Source organism: Pareuzebyella sediminis (assembly GCF_008367235.1).
GTDB classification, from domain to species: Bacteria; Bacteroidota; Bacteroidia; order Flavobacteriales; family Flavobacteriaceae; genus Pareuzebyella; species Pareuzebyella sediminis.
Window position 1 is genome coordinate 113079 of record NZ_VTZS01000005.1, and the last position, 22840, is coordinate 135918.

Sequence of the window (22840 nt, forward strand, 5' to 3'; positions counted from 1 at the left end):
CGTTTTCTAGAGAAAGGCCGCCCCATACATCTAACTATTGAACATGCTACATCATATAGAACTTGAGAAGTATACCACATTAAGCGGGATATCGCAAGATATTGAGCTCTCCTATCAATTGTTCGGTCAAGAGCTCTATCAAGCCCCCATAGTACTTGTCAATCATGCCCTTACCGGAAATTCGAATGTCACTGGCGAAGATGGCTGGTGGTCGGCATTGATTGGAGAAGGTAAGTGTATCGACACCAAAAAATACACGATACTTTCGTTCAACATTCCGGGCAATGGTCATGATAAGTTCATCATTGACAATTATAAAGATTTTGTGGCGGGCGATATAGCCCGAATATTCCTATTAGGACTTGAAAAATTACAAATAAGTAGGCTCTTTGCCATTATAGGAGGTTCTTTAGGAGGAGGAATTGCCTGGGAAATGGCGGCACTGAACCCGAAAATTACTGAACATTTAATTCCCGTAGCTTCGGATTGGAAGTCTACCGACTGGTTGATTGCCAATTGTCAGATACAAGAGCAGTTCTTGGTCAATTCAAAGCAACCCGTACACGACGCGCGTATGCATGCGATGCTGTGCTATCGTACGCCCGAATCGTTCAAGGAGCGTTTTAAGCGCAGCACCAACGAGGAGTTGCAGGTATTCAATGTAGAGAGTTGGCTTATGCACCATGGTGAAAAACTACAGGGGCGCTTTCAGTTGTCTGCTTACAAGTTGATGAACCAATTGCTCAAAACAATTGATGTAATGCGTTATGGGGAGCAGAATTTTATCGATTTGCAGAACAGTGATACCAACATTCATATCATTGGCGTTGATTCCGATCTGTTCTTTACGGCCAAAGAAAACAAGGAAACCTTTAAACGGCTTGCCCAGGCCAATAGCAATGTAACCTATGGGGAGGTAAACTCCCTGCACGGCCATGATGCCTTCCTTATCGAGTTCGAACAAATGGAGCAATTGCTAAAGCCCATTTTTAGTAAGAACGGCAAGGGAAGAAGCGTTAAGGTATTGAAGTTCGGCGGCAAATCATTGGCCAATGGGGAAGGTCTTGAAAGGGTTATTGAAATTGTCACGGGCAAAGTAATGGCGGGCGAGAATATAGCGGTCGTACTGTCGGCCCGTGGGAAGGCCACCGACCAAATCGAAGCCTTATTGGACAAGGCGGCTAAAGGAAAGAATTATACAAAAGATTTTGAGGCATTTGAGAAGTACCAAAAGTCTACTTTTAAAAACATACATCTTTCCGACGAGTTTAAAAGTTTGGCAAAGTTGCTCGAGGGGGTTTCCCTATTGGGTGACTACAGTGCCAAAATTAAAGATCAGGCATTGTCTTTTGGGGAGCTTATTTCAGCAAAATTGGTGACCAAGCTTTTGATTGGTAAGGGTATTAATGCCCAATTTTTGGATGCTCGTGAGCTTTTAAAAACTGATTCTGAATTTGGCAACGCCTCGATTGTCGAGACCTCATCCAAAGAAAACGTTCTTCGCAAATTTCTACAGCTCGATGTAGACAGTGTACCGGTCATTACTGGGTTTATCGCCTCTAATGAACAGGGTGAAACCACCACATTGGGCCGAAATGGCAGCAACTATTCGGCAGCCTTGTTCGCCAATTTTTTGAATGCGGAAGAACTACAGAATTATACGCATGTCGATGGTATTTTTACGGCCAATCCCGATTTGGTGCCGGATGCGAAACGGATTGCTGGCCTGTCCTATAGTGAGGCCAATGAACTGGCTAATTTCGGCGCGACCATTCTTCACGCCAAAACGATAATTCCCTTGATCGAGAAGAATATTCCCTTGAGAATACTCAATACTTTCAACGATGACGGTGAAGGTACTTTGATCAGTGCCAAAACTAAAAAGGAAGGGATAAAATCCTTGTCCGTTATCGAAAATGTATCCCTAATCAACCTAGAAGGTAGGGGGCTACTGGGTAAAGTAGGTATTGACGCCCGTATTTTTAAGACCTTGGAGGAAAACAATATCAGTGTCAGCATCATTTCGCAGGGGTCTTCGGAAAGGGGTATAGGGCTGGTAGTCAACACGGATAGGGCTCTAAGTGCTAAAAAGGCCTTGGATGCCGAATTTGAAAATGATTATGAATCAAAGGATATTAATACCATTACCGTACGTGATGATGTTTCCGTGGTTTCGATCGTAGGCCAAGATCTCAGTACCTTTCATAGACCTTTTAACGCGCTGATTAAAAATCAAATCGTACCCCTTCTTTTCAATAATACCGTTTCAGGAAAGAACGTTAGTATGGTCGTAAAAAAGTCAGATCTGCACAAGGCATTGAATGTGATGCACGGTCAGATTTTCGGCATCAACAAAAAAATCAATTTGGCCATTTTTGGACACGGTAATGTGGGGGGTACTTTAATCGACCAGATATTAAAATCAACCAAAACTATCGAAAAACGCAAGGGAATCGACTTGAATGTCTTCGCGGTAGCGAATTCAAGAAAACTCCTTTTGGCAAAGCATGGTATACCAAAGAACTGGAAATCGGCTATCGTTGAAAAAGGAGTTCCTTATACGATCGAAGATGTGATTTCTTTTGCAAAGGAAAAGCATCTTGAAAACTTGATAGCCGTAGACAATACGGCCAATAGCGAATTTGTAGCCCACTATTTCGATTTCGTTGAAAGCGGTTTTGATTTGGTATCCTCTAACAAAATAGCGAATACCTTGGGGTTTGATTATTATCAAGAGTTGCGGAATGAATTGACCAAACATCAGAAGCAATATCTTTATGAAACCAATGTGGGAGCGGGGCTTCCCTTAATCGATACCATAAAGTTGTTACACCTTTCAGGAGAGAACATCACTGGTATAAAGGGGGTGTTTTCAGGGTCGCTGAGCTACATTTTCAATACCTTTTCGGAGGCCGATGTACCCTTTTCGAGTATAATCAAAGACGCCATGAAGAAAGGCTTTACCGAGCCTGATCCTAGGGAAGACCTATCGGGCAACGATGTAGGAAGAAAACTGCTGATCTTGGCCAGGGAACTCGATCTAAGCAATGAGTTTTCCGATATACTAATAGAAAACCTTATTCCTGAAAAATTGAGGGAAGGTTCGGTAGAGAACTTTCTCCAGCATCTGGATATCTTGGACGCCAAGTTCGATGAGGTCAAGAAAAACCAAAAGCCCGGACATGTATTGCGCTACGTCGGGGACTTGCACGGAAATCTACAGGAAGAAAAGGGTATTTTGGAGGTAAAGTTGGTGTCAGTTGCCAAAGAAAGTGCTTTAGGGCAGGTGAAGGGCTCTGATTCCATCATTGAGATCTATACGGAATCATATGGTCAACATCCATTGGTGATCCAAGGAGCCGGGGCCGGGGCCGCAGTCACCGCAAGAGGGGTGTTTGGTGATATTTTGAGAATAGCTGAAAAAGGCTAGTGGGATGGCACTAAAGTTAGGTTTGTGAAATGGGTAGCATGACTACATGCAATGATTTAATAAAAAAGAAAAAGGACATAGATAAAAAGGACATAGATAAAAATGACGGAGCGGAATAAAAATAGATTCGAAACAAATGCGATACGAACGCAGCTTGAACGTTCAAAAAATTTGGAACATTCTGTACCCCTGTACCTTACTTCGAGTTTTGTTTTCGATGATGCCGAAGATATGCGGGCCTCTTTTGCGGAAGAAAAGGAACGTAATGTATATTCAAGATATTCGAACCCGAATTCTTCGGAGTTTATTGAAAAAGTATGTCAGATGGAAGGAGCGGAAGCCGGGTTTGCTTTCGCTTCGGGTATGGCTGCCGTATTTTCAACTTTGGCCGCCCTTCTGAATAGCGGTGATCATATACTTTCCGCACGAAGCATTTTCGGTTCTACACATTCGCTGTTTACCAATTTTTTTCCGAAATGGAATATAGATCACACGTATTTTAAAGTAGATGAAATAGCCTCTATAGAAAAGCTGATTCTGCCCCATACCAAAGTGATTTATGCAGAGACTCCGACGAATCCGGGCGTAGATATTTTAGACTTGGATTTTTTGGGTCAAATAGCCAAAAAACACAACTTGATTTTGGTAATCGATAATTGTTTTGCCTCTCCCTATCTACAGCAACCTATCAAATATGGGGCGGATTTGGTTATCCATTCAGGTACTAAGCTCATGGACGGTCAAGGCCGCGTATTGGCGGGTATTACCGTCGGCAGCAAAGCGCTTATGGATAAAGTGTATCGTTTTTCAAGAATTACGGGCCCTGCACTCTCTCCCTTTAATGCATGGGTGCTTTCTAAGAGCTTGGAGACTTTGGCTGTACGCGTAGATCGACACTGCGAAAATGCCCTTACATTGGCGAAATTCCTTGAAACCCATGAAAAGGTGAACTGGGTCAGGTATCCTTTTTTAAAATCACATCCAAAATATGCTGTGGCCAAAAAACAGATGAAAGCCGGGGGCTGTGTGGTTGCCTTCGAGGTCAAGGGAGGCATACGAGCGGGGCAAAAGTTCTTTGATGCTATAAAGCTCTTATCGCTTTCGGCCAATTTGGGCGACTCAAGGAGCATTATAACGCATCCTGCCTCAACGACGCATAGTAAACTTTCCGTTGATGAGCGCGCCGAAACGGGAATTACGGATGGTATGGTGAGGGTTTCGGTCGGACTCGAACACATCGATGATATTATCGCCGATATCACACAGGCCTTAGCGTAGTTTTTAGAACCAAAGGCATAGTTTTTCCAGAGTTTCCAAAGCCCTATTTTCTAATTTCCCTATCTTAGTGGTATGCTCTCCAAAAAAACAAAATATGGTCTAAAGGCCTTAACCTATCTGGCATCGCAAAAGGATAACAAACCCGTGCAAATATCCGAGATTGCTAAGCATGAAAATATTTCCCAGAAGTTTCTTGAAAGTATTCTTCTATCCCTTCGAAAAACGGGTTTTTTGGGATCTAAGAAGGGTAAGGGGGGCGGTTATTATCTGATCAAGGACCCCAAAGCGGTTTTAATGACCGATGTGATGCGCATTTTAGAAGGACCCATTGCCATGGTACCCTGTGTAAGCTTGAATTTTTACGAGAAGTGTGATGACTGTCCCGATGAAAACACCTGTTCCGTCAACAAATTGATGCTGAAAGTACGGGATGCCAATCTTGAGGTTTATCGCAACAATACTTTGGCAGACCTTATTACAGGTTAACGGAAAAACCGTCCTTGACCACGGTGTGAAATCTTCAAAATCCTCCACCGATCACCAATAATCTATTAAATCTATAGGATAAACCTAATTTTTTGGTTTTATTTTGGCTCATACTGAAAAAATATATTATTTTTGTTTACTCTATTATATTGATAGGGTAAAGAGGGTAGAGGGTAACTCTTGAAATATTAAGGTACATTTGACGCAATAGAAACCATGATTATCGACCAATTGATTTTAGGTAAGAAAACACCGAAGAGTAAATTCGATACGGATAAAAAATCGGAAAGGCCCATTCGAAGTATCGCCAAGGCGGTCAGCTGGAGGGTCATAGGAACACTTGATACCTTGTTGATCAGTTATGTCCTAACCGGAGAAGTGGCTATAGCAGCTTCCATAGCTTCCATTGATTTTGTAACCAAAATGTTCCTTTACTTTTTTCATGAGCGTATATGGAATAAGATTAATTGGGGAAAATAAATAGTGTTATGGCTTTTAAAGAACAAGAGATTCTAGAACTTAATAAGAAATTCAAAGACCTTTCGCCCGTTGATATCATTTCATGGGCTATTGAGCAGGCGGTTAATCCCATCGTCACCACCAATTTTCGTCCCTATGAAGTCGCCATTTTAAGTGCGGTCTCCACAGTGAAAGGTGATATTCCCGTGGTTTGGTGCGATACGGGGTATAATACGCCCAATACTTACCGGCATGCAGAGGAGCTTATCCAGCGGCTAAACCTGAACATCGATTTGTATGTGCCCAAACAAACCAGTGCACATCGCGATGTGGTTATGGGAATTCCTCAAATTGATGATCCAAGGCACAAGGAGTTTACGGAGCAAGTGAAGCTCGAACCTTTTCGGAGGGCTATGGAAGCGCATCGACCCGACATCTGGTTCACCAACCTGAGAAAGGGCCAAACGGCGCTTCGCGACTCCCTCGATATTTTGAGTTTGAGTAAAGATGGGGTCCTTAAAGTGAGTCCTTTCTATTATTGGAGCGATACGGCATTGGATGCATACTTAAAAGACAATGATTTACCCAACGAGCACAAATATTTCGATCCGACCAAAGTATTGGAGAATCGCGAGTGCGGATTGCATACCTAAAAAATAAAACTAACCGTTACAGTGATATGTTTGATACAGAAATTGAAACTAAGAATATGGAGCTTGAAGAAAGACAACTGACCAGTACTTCCCATGTCAATGCTTTGGAAAACGAGGCCATCTACATTTTAAGGGAGGTAGCTTCACAATTTGAACGTCCCGTGCTTTTGTTCTCCGGAGGGAAAGATTCAATAACCTTGGTGCGTTTGGCGCAAAAGGCCTTTTGGCCTGCGAAAATTCCTTTTCCATTGATGCATATCGATACGGGCCATAATTTTCCGGAAACCATCGAGTTTCGTGATAGGTTGGTGGAAGAACTGGGGTTGGAGTTGATAGTAAGAAAGGTTCAAGATTCGATCGATCAAGGTAAAGTAAAGGAGGAATCCGGCCGTTATTCCAGTAGAAACTCTTTGCAAACGACCACTTTATTGGATGCTATAGAAGAGTTTAAGTTCGACGCCTGCATTGGCGGGGCGAGACGCGATGAGGAAAAGGCGAGGGCAAAAGAACGTATTTTTTCGGTTCGTGATGATTTCGGGCAATGGGACGAAAAAAATCAACGTCCGGAGTTGTTCGATATGTTGAACGGTCAAATAGAATTAGGTCAGAACGTGCGGGTTTTCCCGATTTCGAATTGGACGGAGTTAGACGTGTGGTCCTACATAAAAGAAGAAGGTATTGAAATACCGTCTATTTATTTTGCACACAAAAGAAAGGTCTTTCTTCGTGATGGCTTGATTTGGTCGCATTCCGAATATGTGTATCAGGAAGACGATGAAGAGGTGTTGGAGCGTATGGTGCGGTTTAGAACCGTAGGCGACATGAGCTGTACGGCGGCCGTTTTTTCGAACGCCACCGATATCAACGCTGTGGTACAGGAAATCAAGGACTCTACGATTTCTGAAAGGGGTGCACGAATCGATGATAAACGTTCCGAAGCCGCCATGGAAAAGCGCAAACAACAAGGTTATTTTTAAAAAAAAAGATTGAAGATTTCGGTTGCCGCAGATGGTCTGTGAAATAGATGAATGCGCCATGTGACCGCTCATTGAATACTAAAAAGATATGGAAGTACTGAAAATAGCAACGGCTGGAAGTGTAGACGACGGAAAAAGCACCCTTATTGGTCGAATTCTCTACGATACAAAATCGCTGACCAGTGATAAGCTCGAGGCCATAGAAAATACAAGTAAGAAACGAGGATATGACTACCTAGACTTTTCTTTGGCAACGGATGGTCTTGTTGCAGAGCGTGAGCAGGGTATCACTATCGATGTGGCACATATTTATTTTTCAACGGATAAAAAGAGCTATATCATTGCTGACACCCCTGGCCATGTCGAATATACACGAAACATGGTAACGGGCGCATCTACCTCTCAAGCCGCGATAATATTAATCGATGCCCGCAAAGGGGTTATTGAGCAGACCCATCGTCACTTTTTTATCAACAACCTTTTACGGGTAAAGGAAATAGTGGTGGCGATAAACAAGATGGATCTTGTCGATTTTTCAGAAGAAAGATACAATGAGATAAAGGCCGATTTCGAACAGTTGATGGCCAAACGTGACTATGAAGATCAGAAAATTACGTTTGTTCCTGTTAGTGCCTTGAGAGGTGATAATGTTGTGCACCGTTCCGAGAATACGCCATGGTATCAAGGAGAAACCTTGTTAGAACATTTAGAGGGCTTAGATCTTGCCGCCGTTTCCAACGTAGGTACGCCAAGGTTTCCAGTACAATATGTCATTCGACCTAAAACTGACGACCATCACGATTTTAGAGGTTTTGCAGGTAAGGTGTACGGGGGTGAGTTGAGTGTAGGTGACGAGGTGGTGGCCTTGCCATCCCAGACCCGTTCCAAAATCAAGGAAATCTATTTTCACGATAAAAAATATAGGACAGCTTCGAGAAGGTCATCGGTAACGATTACCCTAGAAGACGAGATTAATTTAAGTAGAGGCGATATGTTGGTGAAGGCTGGAGATTTGCCGACCATCGATAAGCAGTTTACGGCTACGATTTCATGGATGGATACCGATAAGTTGGTACCTGGTAAAAAATATGTGGTACAGCACGGGGTAAACAAAGTTTTGGCAAAGGTCAATACCATTAATCATAAAATTCATCCCGATTATTCAGGAATCGAAGAAAATGTAGACGGTTTGGCCATGAACGACATTGCCCAAGTCACTTTTAAATTGAACAAGCCTATTTTCTATGATAAATTCAAGAATCATCGTACCAACGGTTCGTTTATTTTAATCGATACGCAGTCGAACAACACGGTAGGGGCCGGATTTATTGCATAGATAAGCACAAATAAAGCAATCAACCGCGATGTAGGTTTCTAAAGTTGATCATCAAGTTAACCTATAAAATCTATAGGCAAAAAGGAATATGAACGATCTTGGGAATGCCAAGATTTTGAAAAGAAGTTAGCATGCAGAGTTTCAGAACAGAAATAGAGAATCCCATAGTAGAGAAGGATATTATAGAACTGGAAAGAAAGATTCGTCAGTTTCACGAGGGAAAGTTAGACGAGGAGAAATTTCGTAGCCTTCGTTTGGCTAGGGGAGTCTATGGCCAGCGGCAGCAAGGTGTACAGATGATTCGAATTAAACTGCCCTATGGTAAGGTAACCTCCAAACAACTACACCGTATTTGTGAAGTCTCCGACGAGTATTCAACAGGACGTCTTCATATTACCACCAGACAGGATATCCAGATTCATTATGTGGATTTGAATCGAACTCCACAATTATGGGCCGAATTGGATAAGGACGATATTACACTACGGGAGGCATGTGGTAACACGGTTAGAAATGTAACGGCTAGTGAAACTGCTGGTATCGATGTAGACGAGCCCTTTGATGTGTCGCCTTACGCACACGCCCTTTTCGAATATTTCTTAAGAAACCCTATCAGCCAAGAGATGGGAAGAAAGTTTAAGGTATCTTTTTCGGCCAGTGATGCCGATACCGGCCTTTCTTACATGCACGATTTAGGCTTTATAGCTAAAATAGAGCAGGGTGTTAGAGGCTTTAAAGTCATGCTCGGGGGCGGATTAGGTTCGCAGCCGCGGCACGCCGATGTTCTTTTCGAGTTCTTGCCCTCTGATAGAATCATTCCTTTAATGGATGGGGTTATCCGTGTTTTTGACCGATACGGCGAGCGTAAGAGTAGGGCCAAGGCACGAATGAAGTTTTTGATTAAAGATATAGGCCTCGACGGATTCAAAGAACTTTTGGCCGAAGAACAAAAGGCGGTTCCCCAAGAATCTTATCCTATTGATGCGGATGCCTATCCGAAAATTAAAGTCGCGGATACTGACTTTCCTCAAGTTGAGGTCGATGATATGGCCGCTTTCGAAGCTTGGAAGTCTACGAACCTTGTACCTCAAAAACAGGAAGGATTTACGGCCATAGGAATAAAAGTACTATTGGGCGATTTTTATACCGATAAGGCGCGCCTGTTGGCCGATTTGGTGGAGAAATATGCGGCCGGGGAGATACGACTATCGTTACGTCAAAATATTTTAATTCCTTTTGTAAAAGAAGGAGCAATACCTTTTTTCTATACCGAATTGAAGAAATTAGGGTTCGCCGAGGCCGGTTACAATAGGGCGCTTGACATTACGGCCTGCCCAGGCACGGATACCTGTAATTTGGGAATAGCCAGTAGCACGGGTATTGCCGAAGAGCTGGAACGTGTGATTAAAGCTGAATATCCACAATATATAAGCAATCCCGATGTGGTAATCAAAATCAGTGGGTGTATGAATGCCTGTGGTCAACACAATATGGCCAATATCGGATTTCAAGGGATGAGCGTTCGTACGAAGGATAAATTGGTGGCTCCTGCACTTCAGGTACTTTTGGGTGGTGGCAACGACGGAAACGGAAATGGTCGCTTTGCCGACAAGGTGGTGAAGATTCCGAGTAAGAGAGGTCCCGAAGCGTTACGCCTAATTTTAAATGACTATGAGGCCAATGGTAACGGCGTCCCTTATCCTGATTATTATGCCGAAAAGGGTCAAATGTATTTTTATGACTTCTTGACCCCTTTGTCTGATGTGACCAATTTGACTGCCGAAGATTTTATCGACTGGGGAAATACCGACCGATATAAAAAAGAGATTGGGATAGGCGAATGTGCTGGTGTCGTTATCGACCTAATAGCCACTTTACTTTTTGAAAGTGAGGAGAAAATCCAAAATGCAGAGGAAAATTTTGAAGCTGGGAAATGGGCCGCCAGTATTTATTATTCGTATACCTCAATGGTGAATTCGGCCAAGGCTTTGTTGACCGCGGAAAAGACCAAAGTGAATACGCATTCCGGCATCATCAAAGATTTTGATGAGAAATTTGTGGCTTCAGGTAAAATTGATCTGGGAGTCGGTTTCGAAACGCTTGCATTGCAATTGAACAAAAACGAGCCGACCCAGGAGTTTGCCAAAAAGTATATGGAAGACGCCAAGGATTTTCTTGCAAAGGTGGAGACTTTTAGAAAATTGGAACTAGCGGAGGTGTAACTTATGAATAGGAAAGAAAGCACTTATATCGAAAACTACGCTGAAAATGATAAAACTGATTTGTTGTTATTTCAACAATCGAATCGAGGACTATTAACCGTTGTTGGTGCGGGTCCTGGAGATCCTGAGTTGATTACCTTTAAGGCCATAAAGGCTTTGCAGACCGCAGATGTGGTTCTTTACGATGCTTTGGTTAACGAAGCGCTTTTAGCGTATGCGCCCAAGGCTGAGAAAATTTTCGTGGGTAAGCGCAAAGGGTGCTATTCCTATCGACAGGAACAAATCAATGATTTGATTGTGAGCCGTGCAAAATCAAAGGGTCACGTAGTACGCCTTAAAGGCGGAGATCCTTTTGTCTTTGGCCGAGGGGCGGAAGAAATGGAATATGCCGCTAACCATGGTCTCGAAGTGGCCATAGTACCCGGAGTATCATCTAGCCTTTCCGTACCGGCTATGCAACAGATACCTGTGACCAAAAGAGGGGGCTCTGAAAGTTTCTGGGTAATTACCGGCACTACTAAAGCGCACAAACTCTCTGAAGATGTAGTGCTTGCCGCCAAGAGCAACGCTACCGTGGTGATACTTATGGGAATGTCAAAACTATCGGAAATCGTAGCGATTTATAAAAAAGAGGGTAAACCTAACATACCTATAGCCATTATTCAAAACGGAACATGTGCCAATGAAAGAATAGCTGTGGCTACAATAACCTCTATTGAAAAGGAAGTGCAGCGAAAAACATTGGCAAACCCTGCGATTATTATTATTGGGGAAGTTGTTCGGCATCGACAAAATATTAGTGAGATTATCAAGAATCAAGAACAAGAGCTAAGTCAAATATTATGATAAAAACAGATTTATTAATTATTGGGGCAGGTCCCACAGGGCTTTTTACCGTATTTGAGGCAGGGCTTCTAAAATTGAAGTGTCATTTAATAGATGCGTTGGCGCAGCCGGGAGGGCAGTGTTCCGAAATTTATCCCAAAAAGCCCATTTATGATATCCCGGCCTTCCCGGAAATTCTGGCAGGTCAGTTAGTAGATAATCTTATGGAGCAAATCAAGCCTTTTGATCCTGGTTTTACCTTGGGGGAACGAGCCGAGACTCTTGATAAATTAGAGGACGGTACATTTGTCGTAACCACCAATAAAGGCACAAAGCATAATGCACCGGTTGTAGTCATCGCCGGTGGTCTTGGTTCGTTTGAACCTCGAAAGCCACCTATCGCTAACATCACCGATTTTGAAGATAAGGGTGTTGCCTATATGGTCAAAGATCCCGAAATATACAGAAACAAAAAGGTGGTTATTTCAGGAGGTGGTGATTCCGCGCTGGATTGGGCCATATTTTTGGCAGACGTGGCATCAGAGGTTTCACTGGTCCATCGAAGAAACGAGTTTCGGGGGGCATTAGATTCTGTCGAGAAGGCCTCTGAACTTGCCAAATTGGGAAAAATCAAATTGTTTACCGAGGCGGAAGTCAAAAAACTCTATGGCGATGAACATCTAGAAGCTGTGGTGGTCAAACACAACGATACCGAAAAGGGAGAGACATATGTAGAAACGGATCATTTCATTCCACTCTTCGGTCTATCACCAAAACTAGGGCCTTTGGGCAATTGGGGACTTGAAATAGAGCGCAACGCCATTAAAGTAAATAATGCAAAAGATTACCAGACCAATATACCGGGAGTCTATGCCATCGGGGATGTCAATACCTACGAAGGCAAACTAAAACTGATTCTTTCCGGGTTTCACGAGGCAGCCATTATGTGCCAATTTGCCTATCAACATATCAATCCAGGAAAGCGATTCGTAATGAAGTATACGACCGTAGGTGGGGTTGAAGGTTTCGACGGTAGCAAAAAGGAGGCAAAAAAAGAGGTCGTGCAGAGTATAGCTTAAAACCACTTAGGGTTTTAACGTATAAAGACCTTCCGTCCCACACCGGGTGGAAGGTCTTTTTATGAACGTAAGGTGCGTTTGTTGTGATAGAAAAACCCGCTGCTTTACTTGGTTTTCATGGATATGTGGCGTTACTTTGCACCCCCGTTCATTAAAATGTAAATATCATAGAGTTATCAAGAAAGGTGGAGGGACTAGAACCGTTGAAACCTTAGCAACCCTTTTCTTATAAAGAAGGTGCTACATTCTATCCCGAAATGAAAGGGACAGATAACACAAGCGAGACAACCTGTCTTTTCTTTCCCTTGCTTGATACCCGACTTTTAGAGAAATAGAAATCTAGCCTCGTAGAAAATGTCGAAAGAGGGATTTCGCAGAGAAAAAGGTAGAATCAGTGTTTACTAGATCATAAAATGAAAAATATAAACGACATACTTCAAAAGCGCATCCTCGTGCTTGATGGTGCCATGGGGACGATGTTACAACGCTATAACTTCACAGAGGCAGACTTTAGGGGGCAGCGTTTCAAAGATTGGGAACACCCACTTCAGGGAAACAATGATTTATTGTCACTAACACAGCCAAAAGCCATAGCCGATGTACATCGGAAGTATTTCGAGGCCGGTGCCGATATTGTCGAAACCAATACGTTTTCTAGTACGACTATTGCAATGGCCGATTATCACTTGGAGGGAGTAGTTTATGAACTAAATTATGAAGCTGCCCGAATTGCCAAAAAGGTCGCCGATGAATTTACGGAAAAAGAACCTGATAAACCTAGGTTCGTGGCGGGTAGTATAGGTCCGACAAATAAAACGGCGAGCATGTCACCCGATGTGAACGACCCCGGCTTTAGGGCAATTTCTTTTGATGCGCTACGTATAGCTTATAAACAGCAAGCTGAAGCACTTTTAGATGGCGGCGTAGATATGCTTTTAGTGGAGACTGTTTTCGACACGCTCAATGCTAAGGCAGCTTTGTTTGCCATAGAGGAAGTCAAGGAAGAAAGAAATATAAAGGTGCCCGTAATGGTCAGTGGTACGATAACCGATGCCTCGGGTAGAACCTTGTCCGGACAAACGGCCGAGGCTTTTTTAATTTCAATTGCCCACATTCCACTTCTTTCCGTTGGTTTTAATTGCGCATTGGGTGCCGACCAATTGACCCCGCATTTAGAAGTATTGGCCAAAAAGTCGGATCTTCCTATATCGGCCCATCCTAATGCCGGTTTGCCCAACGCGTTCGGCGAGTACGACGAAACCCCTGAAGAAATGGCAGAACAAATCAAGGAATATCTGGAAAAAGGATTGGTCAATATCGTTGGGGGCTGCTGCGGAACGACCCCAGAGCACATCAAGGCCTTATCTACGCTGGTTAAGAATTATGAACCTCGAAAACTAGTTGTACCTGCTTAGAAAGGAAGCCACTATGGAAAAAAAGCAGCCAAAATACCTTAAGTTAAGTGGTCTTGAACCTTTGGTAATAACCCCAGAAAGCAATTTTGTAAATGTCGGGGAAAGGACCAATGTAGCCGGTTCGAAGAAGTTTCTAAGGCTGATTAAAGAAGGAAAGTTCGAAGAAGCCCTAGACATTGCGCGTGACCAAGTTGAAGGAGGGGCTCAAATTATTGATATCAATATGGATGATGGCTTGATCGAAGGCAAAGAGGCCATGGTCAAGTTTTTGAATTTAATCGTGGCCGAGCCTGATATAGCCCGCGTACCGATTATGATCGATAGCTCAAAATGGGAGATTATTGAAGCAGGGCTTCAAGTGGTTCAGGGTAAATGTGTGGTGAATTCGATCAGCCTAAAGGAAGGAGAAGAAACCTTTGTTCATCAGGCCAAATTAATAAAGCGATATGGGGCTGCAGTGATTGTAATGGCCTTTGATGAGGATGGTCAAGCCGATAATTACGAGCGGCGCATCGAAATTGCTAAACGATCTTACGATATTTTGGTAGATAAGGTCGGTTTTCCCGCGGAAGACATTATTTTCGACCTGAATATTTTTCCGGTCGCAACCGGAATGGAAGAGCACAAGCGTAATGCCCTAGATTTTATCGAAGCTACCAAGTGGGTACGTGAAAACCTTGCGTACTGTAGTGTGAGCGGAGGGGTGAGCAACGTGTCTTTTTCTTTTCGGGGGAACAACCCGGTCAGGGAGGCGATGCACTCGGTTTTTCTATACCATGCCATCAAGGCCGGTATGAACATCGGTATCGTCAACCCGACTATGTTAGAGGTCTATGACGATATTCCAAAAGAGTTACTCGAGAAGGTCGAGGATGTTATTTTGAACCGACGCGATGATGCCACCGAGCGGCTTCTTGATTTTGCCGAATCCGTTGTTGGAAAGGCACGTGAAAGCAAAGTAGACCTTTCGTGGCGTGAAGATCCCTTACAAGAAAGAATTACCAGGGCTTTGGTCAAGGGAATCGATCAATTTATAGTGGAAGATGTAGAAGAGGCGCGCAAAGCGGCAAAGCGACCCATTGAAATCATAGAAGGACACCTTATGATCGGTATGAATGTGGTCGGTGATCTCTTCGGAAGTGGTAAAATGTTTTTGCCCCAGGTAGTGAAGTCCGCACGCGTGATGAAAAAGGCAGTGGCCTATTTACTTCCTTATATTGAGGAAGAAAAATTGGCTAATCCGCAAGAAGGAGATTCGGAAAATGCCGGTAAGATATTGATGGCTACGGTAAAAGGGGATGTTCATGATATCGGTAAAAATATTGTCAGTGTGGTTTTGGCGTGCAATAATTATGAGATAGTAGATTTGGGGGTGATGGTACCGCCCGAAAAAATACTTCAGACTGCCATCGATGAACAAGTAGACGCCATTGGACTGAGCGGACTAATTACCCCATCTTTGGACGAAATGGTGCATTTGGCCAAGGAGATGGAACGCAGAAATTTTAAAATACCACTATTGATCGGAGGGGCCACTACCAGTAAGGCACATACGGCCGTTAAGATCGATCCCCAGTACAAAAATGCAGTGGTACATGTTAACGATGCATCGAGGGCGGTCACGGTAGTAGGCGATTTGCTACAAAAGGAGACCTCTGAAGCTTATAAACAGGCCATCAAGAAAGACTATGACCTTTTTAGGGAAAAATTTAATAATCGCTCGCAGCATAAGATCTATAAGACCATTGAGGCGGCAAGAGAGAATAAATTTCAGATCGACTGGCAGTCCTCGGAAATCGTAAAGCCCAACCAATTGGGTATTCAAGTCATTGAGAATATGGATTTGGAAAAGCTGATCGATTTTATCGATTGGACTCCCTTTTTTAGAAGCTGGGAACTTCATGGTAAATATCCTGACATCTTGAAAGATGAAGTAGTCGGTGAACAGGCAACGGAACTTTTTAACGAGGCACAGAAAATGCTGAAGGAGATTATTAGGGAGAAGAAGTTGAAGGGTAAGGCAATTTTCGGCTTGTTTCCTGCCCATACGGTGAATGACGACGATATTGAGGTTTTGGTGCCCGATGAAGGTTCGAAAACACAAGAGGCGAAAAAGTATACGTTTCGAACCCTTAGGCAACAATTGCAGCGAAAGGAGGGTGTTGCGGACTATGCCCTTGCCGATTTTATTGCACCAAAGGGAACGGGAAGACAAGACTATATTGGCTGTTTTTGTGTAACTACGGGTTTCGGTACCGACGAGCTTGCCGGACAATACCGAAAAGACCTCGATGATTATAATTCGATTATGGTGAAGGCGCTCTCCGACCGTTTGGCAGAAGCATTTGCGGAATATCTCCATAAGGAAATACGAACTGTACATTGGGGGTATGGGGCCCATGAACGATTGGACAACGATGAATTGATCGATGAAAAATATCAAGGAATTCGCCCGGCACCGGGCTATCCGGCCTGTCCCGACCATCTAGAGAAATTGACGATATGGGAAATGTTGGGTGTTGAAGCGCGTATTGGTGTAAAACTGACCGATAGTTTGGCCATGTGGCCCGCTTCTTCCGTATCCGGGTATTATTTTGCCAATCGGGAGGCCCGATATTTCGGTCTGGGTAAGATAAAAAAAGATCAAGTAGCGGATTTTGCCCAACGCAAAGGGATTCCATATGAAGAGGCGGCCAAATGGTTGGCGCCCAATATGGTCGATGATTAAAAGATACGGGTAATAGCTCGGGGAAAGATTTAGTATAGCATGTTGGTCGGCGTTAGGGATAGCAGCGGCATCTTTTTCTGATCTGCCATCTGGAGGTGAGCAAAGTGTTTTGGCAGATGAAAAAATAGAGCGAATAGCCCGACCACCTCATAGTGGGAACGCAAAAAGGAAAATTGGGATAAAGCAAGAAGATCAAGTATACCAAATATGAAAATTACGGAACATATAGACAGGGCCAAGGGCGAAACCTTGTTCTCATTTGAAATTATACCTCCTGTCAAGGGACGGAGCATTCAAGAGCTTTATGACAATATTGACCCCTTGATGGAATTCAAGCCGCCCTTCATCGATGTTACTACATCGCGCGAAGAGTATGTTTATATTGATAAAGGAGGGCTTTACGATAAGAAAATCACGCGTATGCGACCGGGAACGGTCGGTATCTGCTCATCGATTCAACATAAATATGGCGTCGATACCGTACCCCACCTACTTTGTGGTGGTTTTACCAAGGAAGAAACTGAATATGTACTTGTTGATTGTCATTATTTGGGTATCGACAATGTTATGGCACTTAGGGGAGACGCCATGAAGGAGGAAAAATATTTCAGACCTACCGAGGGCGGACATAACTATGCCAGGGGCCTCGTTCAGCAGATTCGAAATTTAAGCGAGGGTAAGTATCTTCATGAGACCATCGAGACCGACGACTGTTCGGATTTTTGTATTGGTGTGGCTGGGTATCCCGAAAAACATTTGGAAGCTCCTTCATTGCAGTCCGATTTAAAACGCTTAAAAGAAAAAGTCGATGCCGGGGCCGATTATGTGGTCACCCAGATGTTCTTTGATAATGACAAGTTTTTTGAATTTGTAAAGGCTGCAAGGGAAAATGGTATTACGGTACCGATCATACCAGGCATAAAACCTATAGCGGTCAAGCGTCACCTACAGTTATTGCCCCAAGTGTTCAGAATCGATCTTCCACAGGACCTGATCGATGCAGTAGACGTTTGTTCGAACAATAAAGAGGTACGGCAGGTAGGTGTGGAATGGGCTATTCAACAGTCAAAGGAGTTAAAGGCGCAGGGAGTTCCCGTTCTGCATTATTACTCCATGGGGAAGTCGGATAATATCAAGGCAATAGCGGAGAATGTATTCTAAAAGTATACAGGTTCAACCCCTGATAGTCTAAAATTTTGAAGAAACCTTTCTTGATCAGTTCCCTTTTAATACACAATAATTTTACCTTTGCCGCCCATGAACCGTAAGGTATTTCTGTTATTGATAGTTCTGCATTTCCAATGCTTTTCTCAAGAAAGTGATCGGAAGAACGGCTATACCTTTGACGCTAATGTTTTTTACGGCTCGATTATATTGCACAATCCAGATATTTCCCATTTGATTACAAAACATCCCCATGGCGTTATCTTGGGGTATAATAGAAAGACTTTTGGTCGCGAAGATTGGCAGCAGTGGTACAATTATCCCGATTTGGGCGCTTCTTACATCTATCAAAATACCAACAACCCGACCTTGGGGGAAACCCATGGTCTATATGCCCATTTCAATTTTTACTTTTTCAAACGTAATTTGCAATTCCGGGTGGGCCAAGGTATTGCCTACGCCACCAAACCATACCATCGTGAGACCAATTTTCGTAACAATGCCTATGGTTCGCGTATATTGAGCTCGACCTATATGATGTTCAATTATTATAAGGAAGACATATACAGGGGTATGGGTTTTAAGGCTGGGATTTCTATAGTTCACTATTCAAATGCCAATGTAAAGGCGCCGAACACCTCGACCAATACCTTGGCATTCAATGCCGGACTCGTCTATACCCTAGATGGAGTTGAAAAGGAATATATTATAAGGGAAAAGGAAAAGATTCGAGAGCCCTTAAAGTACAATTTGGTATTTCGATCTGGGGTTAATGAAAGTGATAATATAGGGCATGGGCAATATCCATTCTATATCTTTTCGGGATATATCGATAAAAGAGTGGGGCGTAAGAGTGCAATTCAAGTTGGAGGTGATGTGTTTTTGAGCAATTTTTTAAAAGAGCTGATCCGTTTTCAGTCCATCGCTTTTCCAGAAAATGGTATTTCGGCCGATACGGATTATAAACGTGCAGGGATTTTTATAGGGCATGAGCTTTTTATCAATAAGCTTTCTATCGAAACGCAGTTGGGCTACTACATCTACTACCCTTATGATTTTGAAGGGAAAGTATACAATCGATTTGGCCTGAAGCGCTATTTCGGCGACAATTTTTTTGGGGTTGTGAGCCTAAAGTCACATGGTGCCGCTGCAGAAGCAGTGGAATTCGGCATTGGGGTTAGGTTATAACCTTTTAGATTTATAAAAAAAGAAACAACCTTTGAATTTGAGAATTTGGATATTGAATTTGAAGCTTCCGAACCTTTGGAAACGCATCGGTATTGCTAAAATATGTGGTTTTGTAACCACCCTTTTTTTGCTGGGCTGTGCTATGGAAAATGCGCCAGACTGCCTGCAGGATTCCGGGGATTTAATTCGCGAAGAAGTGTTGCTGCCCGATTTTACTAAAATCACCGTTTTCGAAAATGTCTCCCTTGTGCTAAAGCAAGGAAATATACAAAAGGTCGAAGTACAGACCGGGGAATATCTTCGTGATGAGGTTTCCGCCGTGGTAGAGGGGAATAGATTGCTCCTTCGAGATACAAACGACTGCAATTTTTTTAGAGAATACGGGTTGACCACCATCTATGTAACTTCTCCCAATATTGATGAGATTAGGAGTAGCACAGGTTGGTCGGTTCAGAGTGACGGTGTATTGGCCTATCCGACTTTGACCTTGCTTTCGGAAAGCTATATTGATAATGAGTCGGAAACTACCGATGGGGAGTTTGATTTGAATATAGATTGCCAAAATTTGAGTGTCGTGGTGAACGGTATCGCCTATTTCAAAATTAAAGGAACTACGGAAAATCTCAATCTGAGTATTGCGGCGGGGGACTCCCGTATCGAGGCCGATAATCTTATCTCAGAAAATATTAGCCTTAATCATAGAGGTAGCAACGACATGTTCATAAACCCCCAATTTTCCCTTAACGGCACTATTCGTGGAACCGGGGACGTGATTTCCTTGAATCGGCCCGATCAGATTGACGTGGAAGAATTGTATAAGGGAAGATTGATTTTCAGGTGATTCACAAGCTTGGTAAAAATGGTGATTTTTGGGATACTTGTTATCTGAACTCATACATACTTAAAATATATTCTCATTTACAGTGCACTATATCGAATGATTCCGATGCGCATATGCTTAAGGATTTTTTCGTTGATAGACGCTCGTTAAAAGGGCATGTGGGGTTGAACGCCCAAGCAGAAATAGATCGTATTTTACACCGTATGGTTGATGAGCTGCTTGTGCCAGGAATTTCTATTACCGTTCTGCAAGATGGGCAAACCCTATTTCAACGAAGATATGGCTTTGCTAACCTCGATTTTAAAACCCGGTCGACCCCCAGAAATCAGTATTTCGAGTAGCAAGCGTGTCCAAGCCTATTGCTGCTACCGCCCTAGCACGAATGACCAATGATAAGCAGATAGACCTCGATGCTTCTTTTTACGAATATGTGCCTATTACCCCAAAAAACGGTGGGACTTTACTATTCGTCAATTGGCGAGCCATACAGCTGGTATCAGGGGATATCGAGGTTTTGAATACGGACTGAATAAACCGTATTCCATCAAGGAAAGTATTGAGATTTTTAAGGATGATGATTTACTTTTTAAACCGGGTACCGCTTATTTTTATTCCAGTTTTGATTGGGTATTTATTTCCCTGGCGATGGAAGAAGTGTTGGGATCGTCTTTTAAAGAGTACGTGAAAATAAAGGTGTTGGAACCGTTGGGTATGCATAGGACCTTTGATCCTAAAAGTTATGGAGTTTATTGTGATGAATTAGGGGAGGAGGGTGGTTGCGGCTTCTACTTTAAAGACAGAAGGGTTTCCGGCAGGCAATCCATGTCGATACTAATAATAAGCTTGCCGGCGGCGGTTATTTTTCTACCAGTGAGGATGTGGCCAAGTTGGGTTTAGCTCATTTGCAGGGTATGTTCGATGCACCATTGACCTCACAATTTTTACCTCTCAAGTGGCCAAGGGTTCTCTAACTTTTTTGTATACCCCGATCAGAAAATGGTGTTTGCGATTTTGGTGAACTGTACCGATCCGAAAATAGAAGATGAACTTGAAATATTATAGGACTTATTTTTATCAAGTCTTTCGAATACGTAGTCGATGTGCTCTTTAGCATATAAAAATAGTCGTTATGCGCCACACTTTAAATTGTTTAATTAAAATTATTTAACTTTAAACAAAAATAAATAAAGATGTCATGAAAATATTCAATAAAGTTACATTACTTCTACTTTTCTGCGCGGTGGGTACGTTTATGAATGCCCAAGAAATAACCTCGTTTCCAGGGATGTGGGGCCATGAATTTTATCAAGACAAAGATAAACTTACATGGAAGGAAATCGATAAAATAATGTCGGAAAGCCAAGTGGCTCAGATGGAATGGCAAAAATCTAAAAAACAAATGCTTGGAGGCCTAATAGCTGGGACAGCAAATTTTGGTTCCGCTATATGGTTTTTGGTTAATGAAAACGACGATAAACCGGTTACTGGCCCTGTAATAGCTTTCGCAGCGACAGGAGTAATTGGATCAATTTTCTACCATTCGGCCTTAAAAAACAAAAAAGAGGCTATACTGAATTATAACGAAAGCGTATCAAAGGGCACTTCTTTCAATTTAGTGCCTACAAGCAATGAAAACGGTGTAGGGTTGGCCTTGAAATTTTAATAAGGTCATAGGCCACCAGTTGTACTTGAATCATTTACTACCCGTCAAATCGGTAAAAAGACTTTCAAGATTTTTGTTCTTTCTACTTAATTGAAGGGTTTTTAAGCTATTGTCATGTGCAAAATCGAAGACCGCCGAACGCATGTCTTTTGAAGTGTCAAAGATGATTTCATAAACGAATCCCCCAAGATTCTTGACCTGGGTCGCGTGTGGTAATCGGTTGAGGAAAGCTTCTTCCACACGATAATCAAACTCTACCTCTATGATTTGTTCGTTTTCGTCTCGAAGCTCGGAAAGCTTTTTGTCGGCTACCAATTTTCCCTGATTGATAATCAAGACACGGTCACACACCGCTTCCACTTCTTTCATGATATGAGTCGACCACAAAATGGTTTTTTCCCTTCCGATTTCCTTGATCAACTTTCGAATTTCTAAAAGTTGGTTGGGATCAAGTCCAGTCGTTGGCTCGTCTAAAATCAATACGGCAGGGTCGTGAAGCATGGCCGCGGCAAGGCCCACGCGCTGCCGGTAACCCTTTGAGAGTTGTCCGATTTTTTTATGTACTTCGGGTGAAAGTCCTGTCTGTTCGATTACTTGATCGATCCGCTTTTTATTTATTCTATAAACTTCGGCATTAAAGGTCAGGTATTCCCTAACGTACATGTCAAGATATAGGGGGTTATGTTCCGGAAGGTAACCGATACATCGCTGAACGCTTTTCGGTTGTTTAACGACATCGAAGGTGTTAACGGTTGCCTGCCCCTCGTCCGCCTTGTAATAAGTGGTCAAGATTTTCATCATGGTAGATTTACCCGCTCCATTGGGACCTAGAAAACCTACGATCTCCCCTTTTTTAAGTTCGAAAGAGATCTGGTCCAGTGCTTTTTGGCTACCGAATTTTTTGGTGATGTTCTTAACACTAATGGACATAATTCCAAAAATTTTTTCCAAAAGTAGGAAATATACACGTACCACAATGGGTTTGATATTCGCACTGAATACAATAAATTTCAAAGAATGTTTAACCCAAATACGGAAAAAACAATTAAAATCATAAAAAGTGTATTGAACAATAAGATTTTTAAAATTAATTGTT

The 22840-nt window shown here is 42.8% G+C and carries 20 protein-coding genes and 1 riboswitch; of the genes, 19 read left to right on the forward strand and 1 reads right to left on the reverse strand.

The genetic code is table 11. The features are described 5' to 3' along the window. The first annotated feature begins 43 nt into the window (after positions 1-43). From thrA to F2B13_RS16730, 19 genes are all read left to right on the forward strand, one after another. The gene (gene thrA / locus F2B13_RS16640; protein WP_149304689.1) at positions 44-3430 is read left to right on the forward strand and encodes a bifunctional aspartate kinase/homoserine dehydrogenase I; all 3387 of its coding nucleotides are present in this window, start codon (positions 44-46) and stop codon (positions 3428-3430) included. Between the two features lie 102 nt (positions 3431-3532). Further along, complete coding sequence (locus F2B13_RS16645; protein ID WP_149277248.1) at positions 3533-4708, forward strand: trans-sulfuration enzyme family protein; 1176 nt, start codon at positions 3533-3535, stop codon at positions 4706-4708. Between the two features lie 72 nt (positions 4709-4780). Then, the gene (locus tag F2B13_RS16650; protein ID WP_149277249.1) at positions 4781-5194 is read left to right on the forward strand and encodes an RrF2 family transcriptional regulator; all 414 of its coding nucleotides are present in this window, start codon (positions 4781-4783) and stop codon (positions 5192-5194) included. A gap of 216 nt (positions 5195-5410) precedes the next feature. Beyond that, positions 5411-5674 (forward strand): DUF2061 domain-containing protein, encoded by a 264-nt coding sequence (locus F2B13_RS16655; protein ID WP_149304690.1) that lies wholly within the window; start codon positions 5411-5413, stop codon positions 5672-5674. 8 nt (positions 5675-5682) lie between these two features. Then, entirely contained in the window at positions 5683-6306 is a 624-nt protein-coding gene (locus F2B13_RS16660; protein WP_149304691.1) for a phosphoadenosine phosphosulfate reductase domain-containing protein, read from the forward strand. 56 nt (positions 6307-6362) lie between these two features. After that, a complete protein-coding gene (cysD, locus tag F2B13_RS16665; protein WP_149277486.1) occupies positions 6363-7283 on the forward strand; it encodes a sulfate adenylyltransferase subunit CysD in 921 nt (306 codons plus the stop codon). 88 nt (positions 7284-7371) lie between these two features. After that, positions 7372-8619, forward strand: coding sequence for a sulfate adenylyltransferase subunit 1 (locus F2B13_RS16670; protein WP_149277252.1), 1248 nt, complete (start codon positions 7372-7374; stop codon positions 8617-8619). Positions 8620-8750: 131 nt separating this feature from the next. Continuing rightward, positions 8751-10841 carry a HEPN domain-containing protein gene (locus tag F2B13_RS16675; RefSeq protein WP_149304692.1) on the forward strand — a complete coding sequence of 697 codons (2091 nt, stop codon included), beginning with the start codon at positions 8751-8753 and terminating at the stop codon, positions 10839-10841. Between the two features lie 3 nt (positions 10842-10844). Continuing rightward, positions 10845-11687, forward strand: coding sequence for a uroporphyrinogen-III C-methyltransferase (cobA, locus tag F2B13_RS16680; protein ID WP_149304693.1), 843 nt, complete (start codon positions 10845-10847; stop codon positions 11685-11687). After that, complete coding sequence (locus F2B13_RS16685; protein WP_149277255.1) at positions 11684-12745, forward strand: NAD(P)/FAD-dependent oxidoreductase; 1062 nt, start codon at positions 11684-11686, stop codon at positions 12743-12745. Before cobA ends, F2B13_RS16685 begins: the two co-directional genes overlap by 4 nt. A gap of 170 nt (positions 12746-12915) precedes the next feature. Continuing rightward, a riboswitch (SAM riboswitch) is annotated at positions 12916-13022 on the forward strand. Between the two features lie 136 nt (positions 13023-13158). Then, a complete protein-coding gene (locus F2B13_RS16690) occupies positions 13159-14160 on the forward strand; it encodes a homocysteine S-methyltransferase family protein (protein WP_149304694.1) in 1002 nt (333 codons plus the stop codon). Between the two features lie 13 nt (positions 14161-14173). Then, complete coding sequence (gene metH, locus F2B13_RS16695; RefSeq protein ID WP_149304695.1) at positions 14174-16888, forward strand: methionine synthase; 2715 nt, start codon at positions 14174-14176, stop codon at positions 16886-16888. 207 nt (positions 16889-17095) lie between these two features. Then, positions 17096-18049 (forward strand): methylenetetrahydrofolate reductase [NAD(P)H], encoded by a 954-nt coding sequence (gene metF, locus F2B13_RS16700; protein ID WP_149304696.1) that lies wholly within the window; start codon positions 17096-17098, stop codon positions 18047-18049. Between the two features lie 96 nt (positions 18050-18145). Further along, positions 18146-19240: an acyloxyacyl hydrolase gene (locus tag F2B13_RS16705; protein ID WP_149304697.1), complete on the forward strand. Its 1095-nt coding sequence runs from the start codon at positions 18146-18148 to the stop codon at positions 19238-19240. 31 nt (positions 19241-19271) lie between these two features. Then, entirely contained in the window at positions 19272-20081 is an 810-nt protein-coding gene (locus tag F2B13_RS16710; RefSeq protein WP_232625257.1) for a head GIN domain-containing protein, read from the forward strand. Beyond that, the gene (locus F2B13_RS16715; protein ID WP_149304698.1) at positions 20078-20422 is read left to right on the forward strand and encodes a hypothetical protein; all 345 of its coding nucleotides are present in this window, start codon (positions 20078-20080) and stop codon (positions 20420-20422) included. The genes F2B13_RS16710 and F2B13_RS16715 overlap by 4 nt, the downstream gene beginning before the upstream one ends. A gap of 5 nt (positions 20423-20427) precedes the next feature. After that, positions 20428-20610: a beta-lactamase family protein gene (locus F2B13_RS20820; RefSeq protein ID WP_149304699.1), complete on the forward strand. Its 183-nt coding sequence runs from the start codon at positions 20428-20430 to the stop codon at positions 20608-20610. Next, positions 20556-20978, forward strand: coding sequence for a serine hydrolase (locus F2B13_RS16725; RefSeq protein ID WP_198440154.1), 423 nt, complete (start codon positions 20556-20558; stop codon positions 20976-20978). The genes F2B13_RS20820 and F2B13_RS16725 overlap by 55 nt, the downstream gene beginning before the upstream one ends. Positions 20979-21276: 298 nt before the next feature. Continuing rightward, on the forward strand, positions 21277-21744 hold the full coding sequence (locus F2B13_RS16730; protein WP_149304701.1) for a hypothetical protein: 468 nt from the start codon (positions 21277-21279) through the stop codon (positions 21742-21744). Positions 21745-21774: 30 nt separating this feature from the next. Here F2B13_RS16730 and gldA read toward each other — a convergent pair whose 3' ends face one another. After that, positions 21775-22674: a gliding motility-associated ABC transporter ATP-binding subunit GldA gene (gldA, locus tag F2B13_RS16735; RefSeq protein WP_149277263.1), complete on the reverse strand. Its 900-nt coding sequence runs from the start codon at positions 22672-22674 to the stop codon at positions 21775-21777. Between the last annotated feature and the right edge of the window lie 166 nt (positions 22675-22840).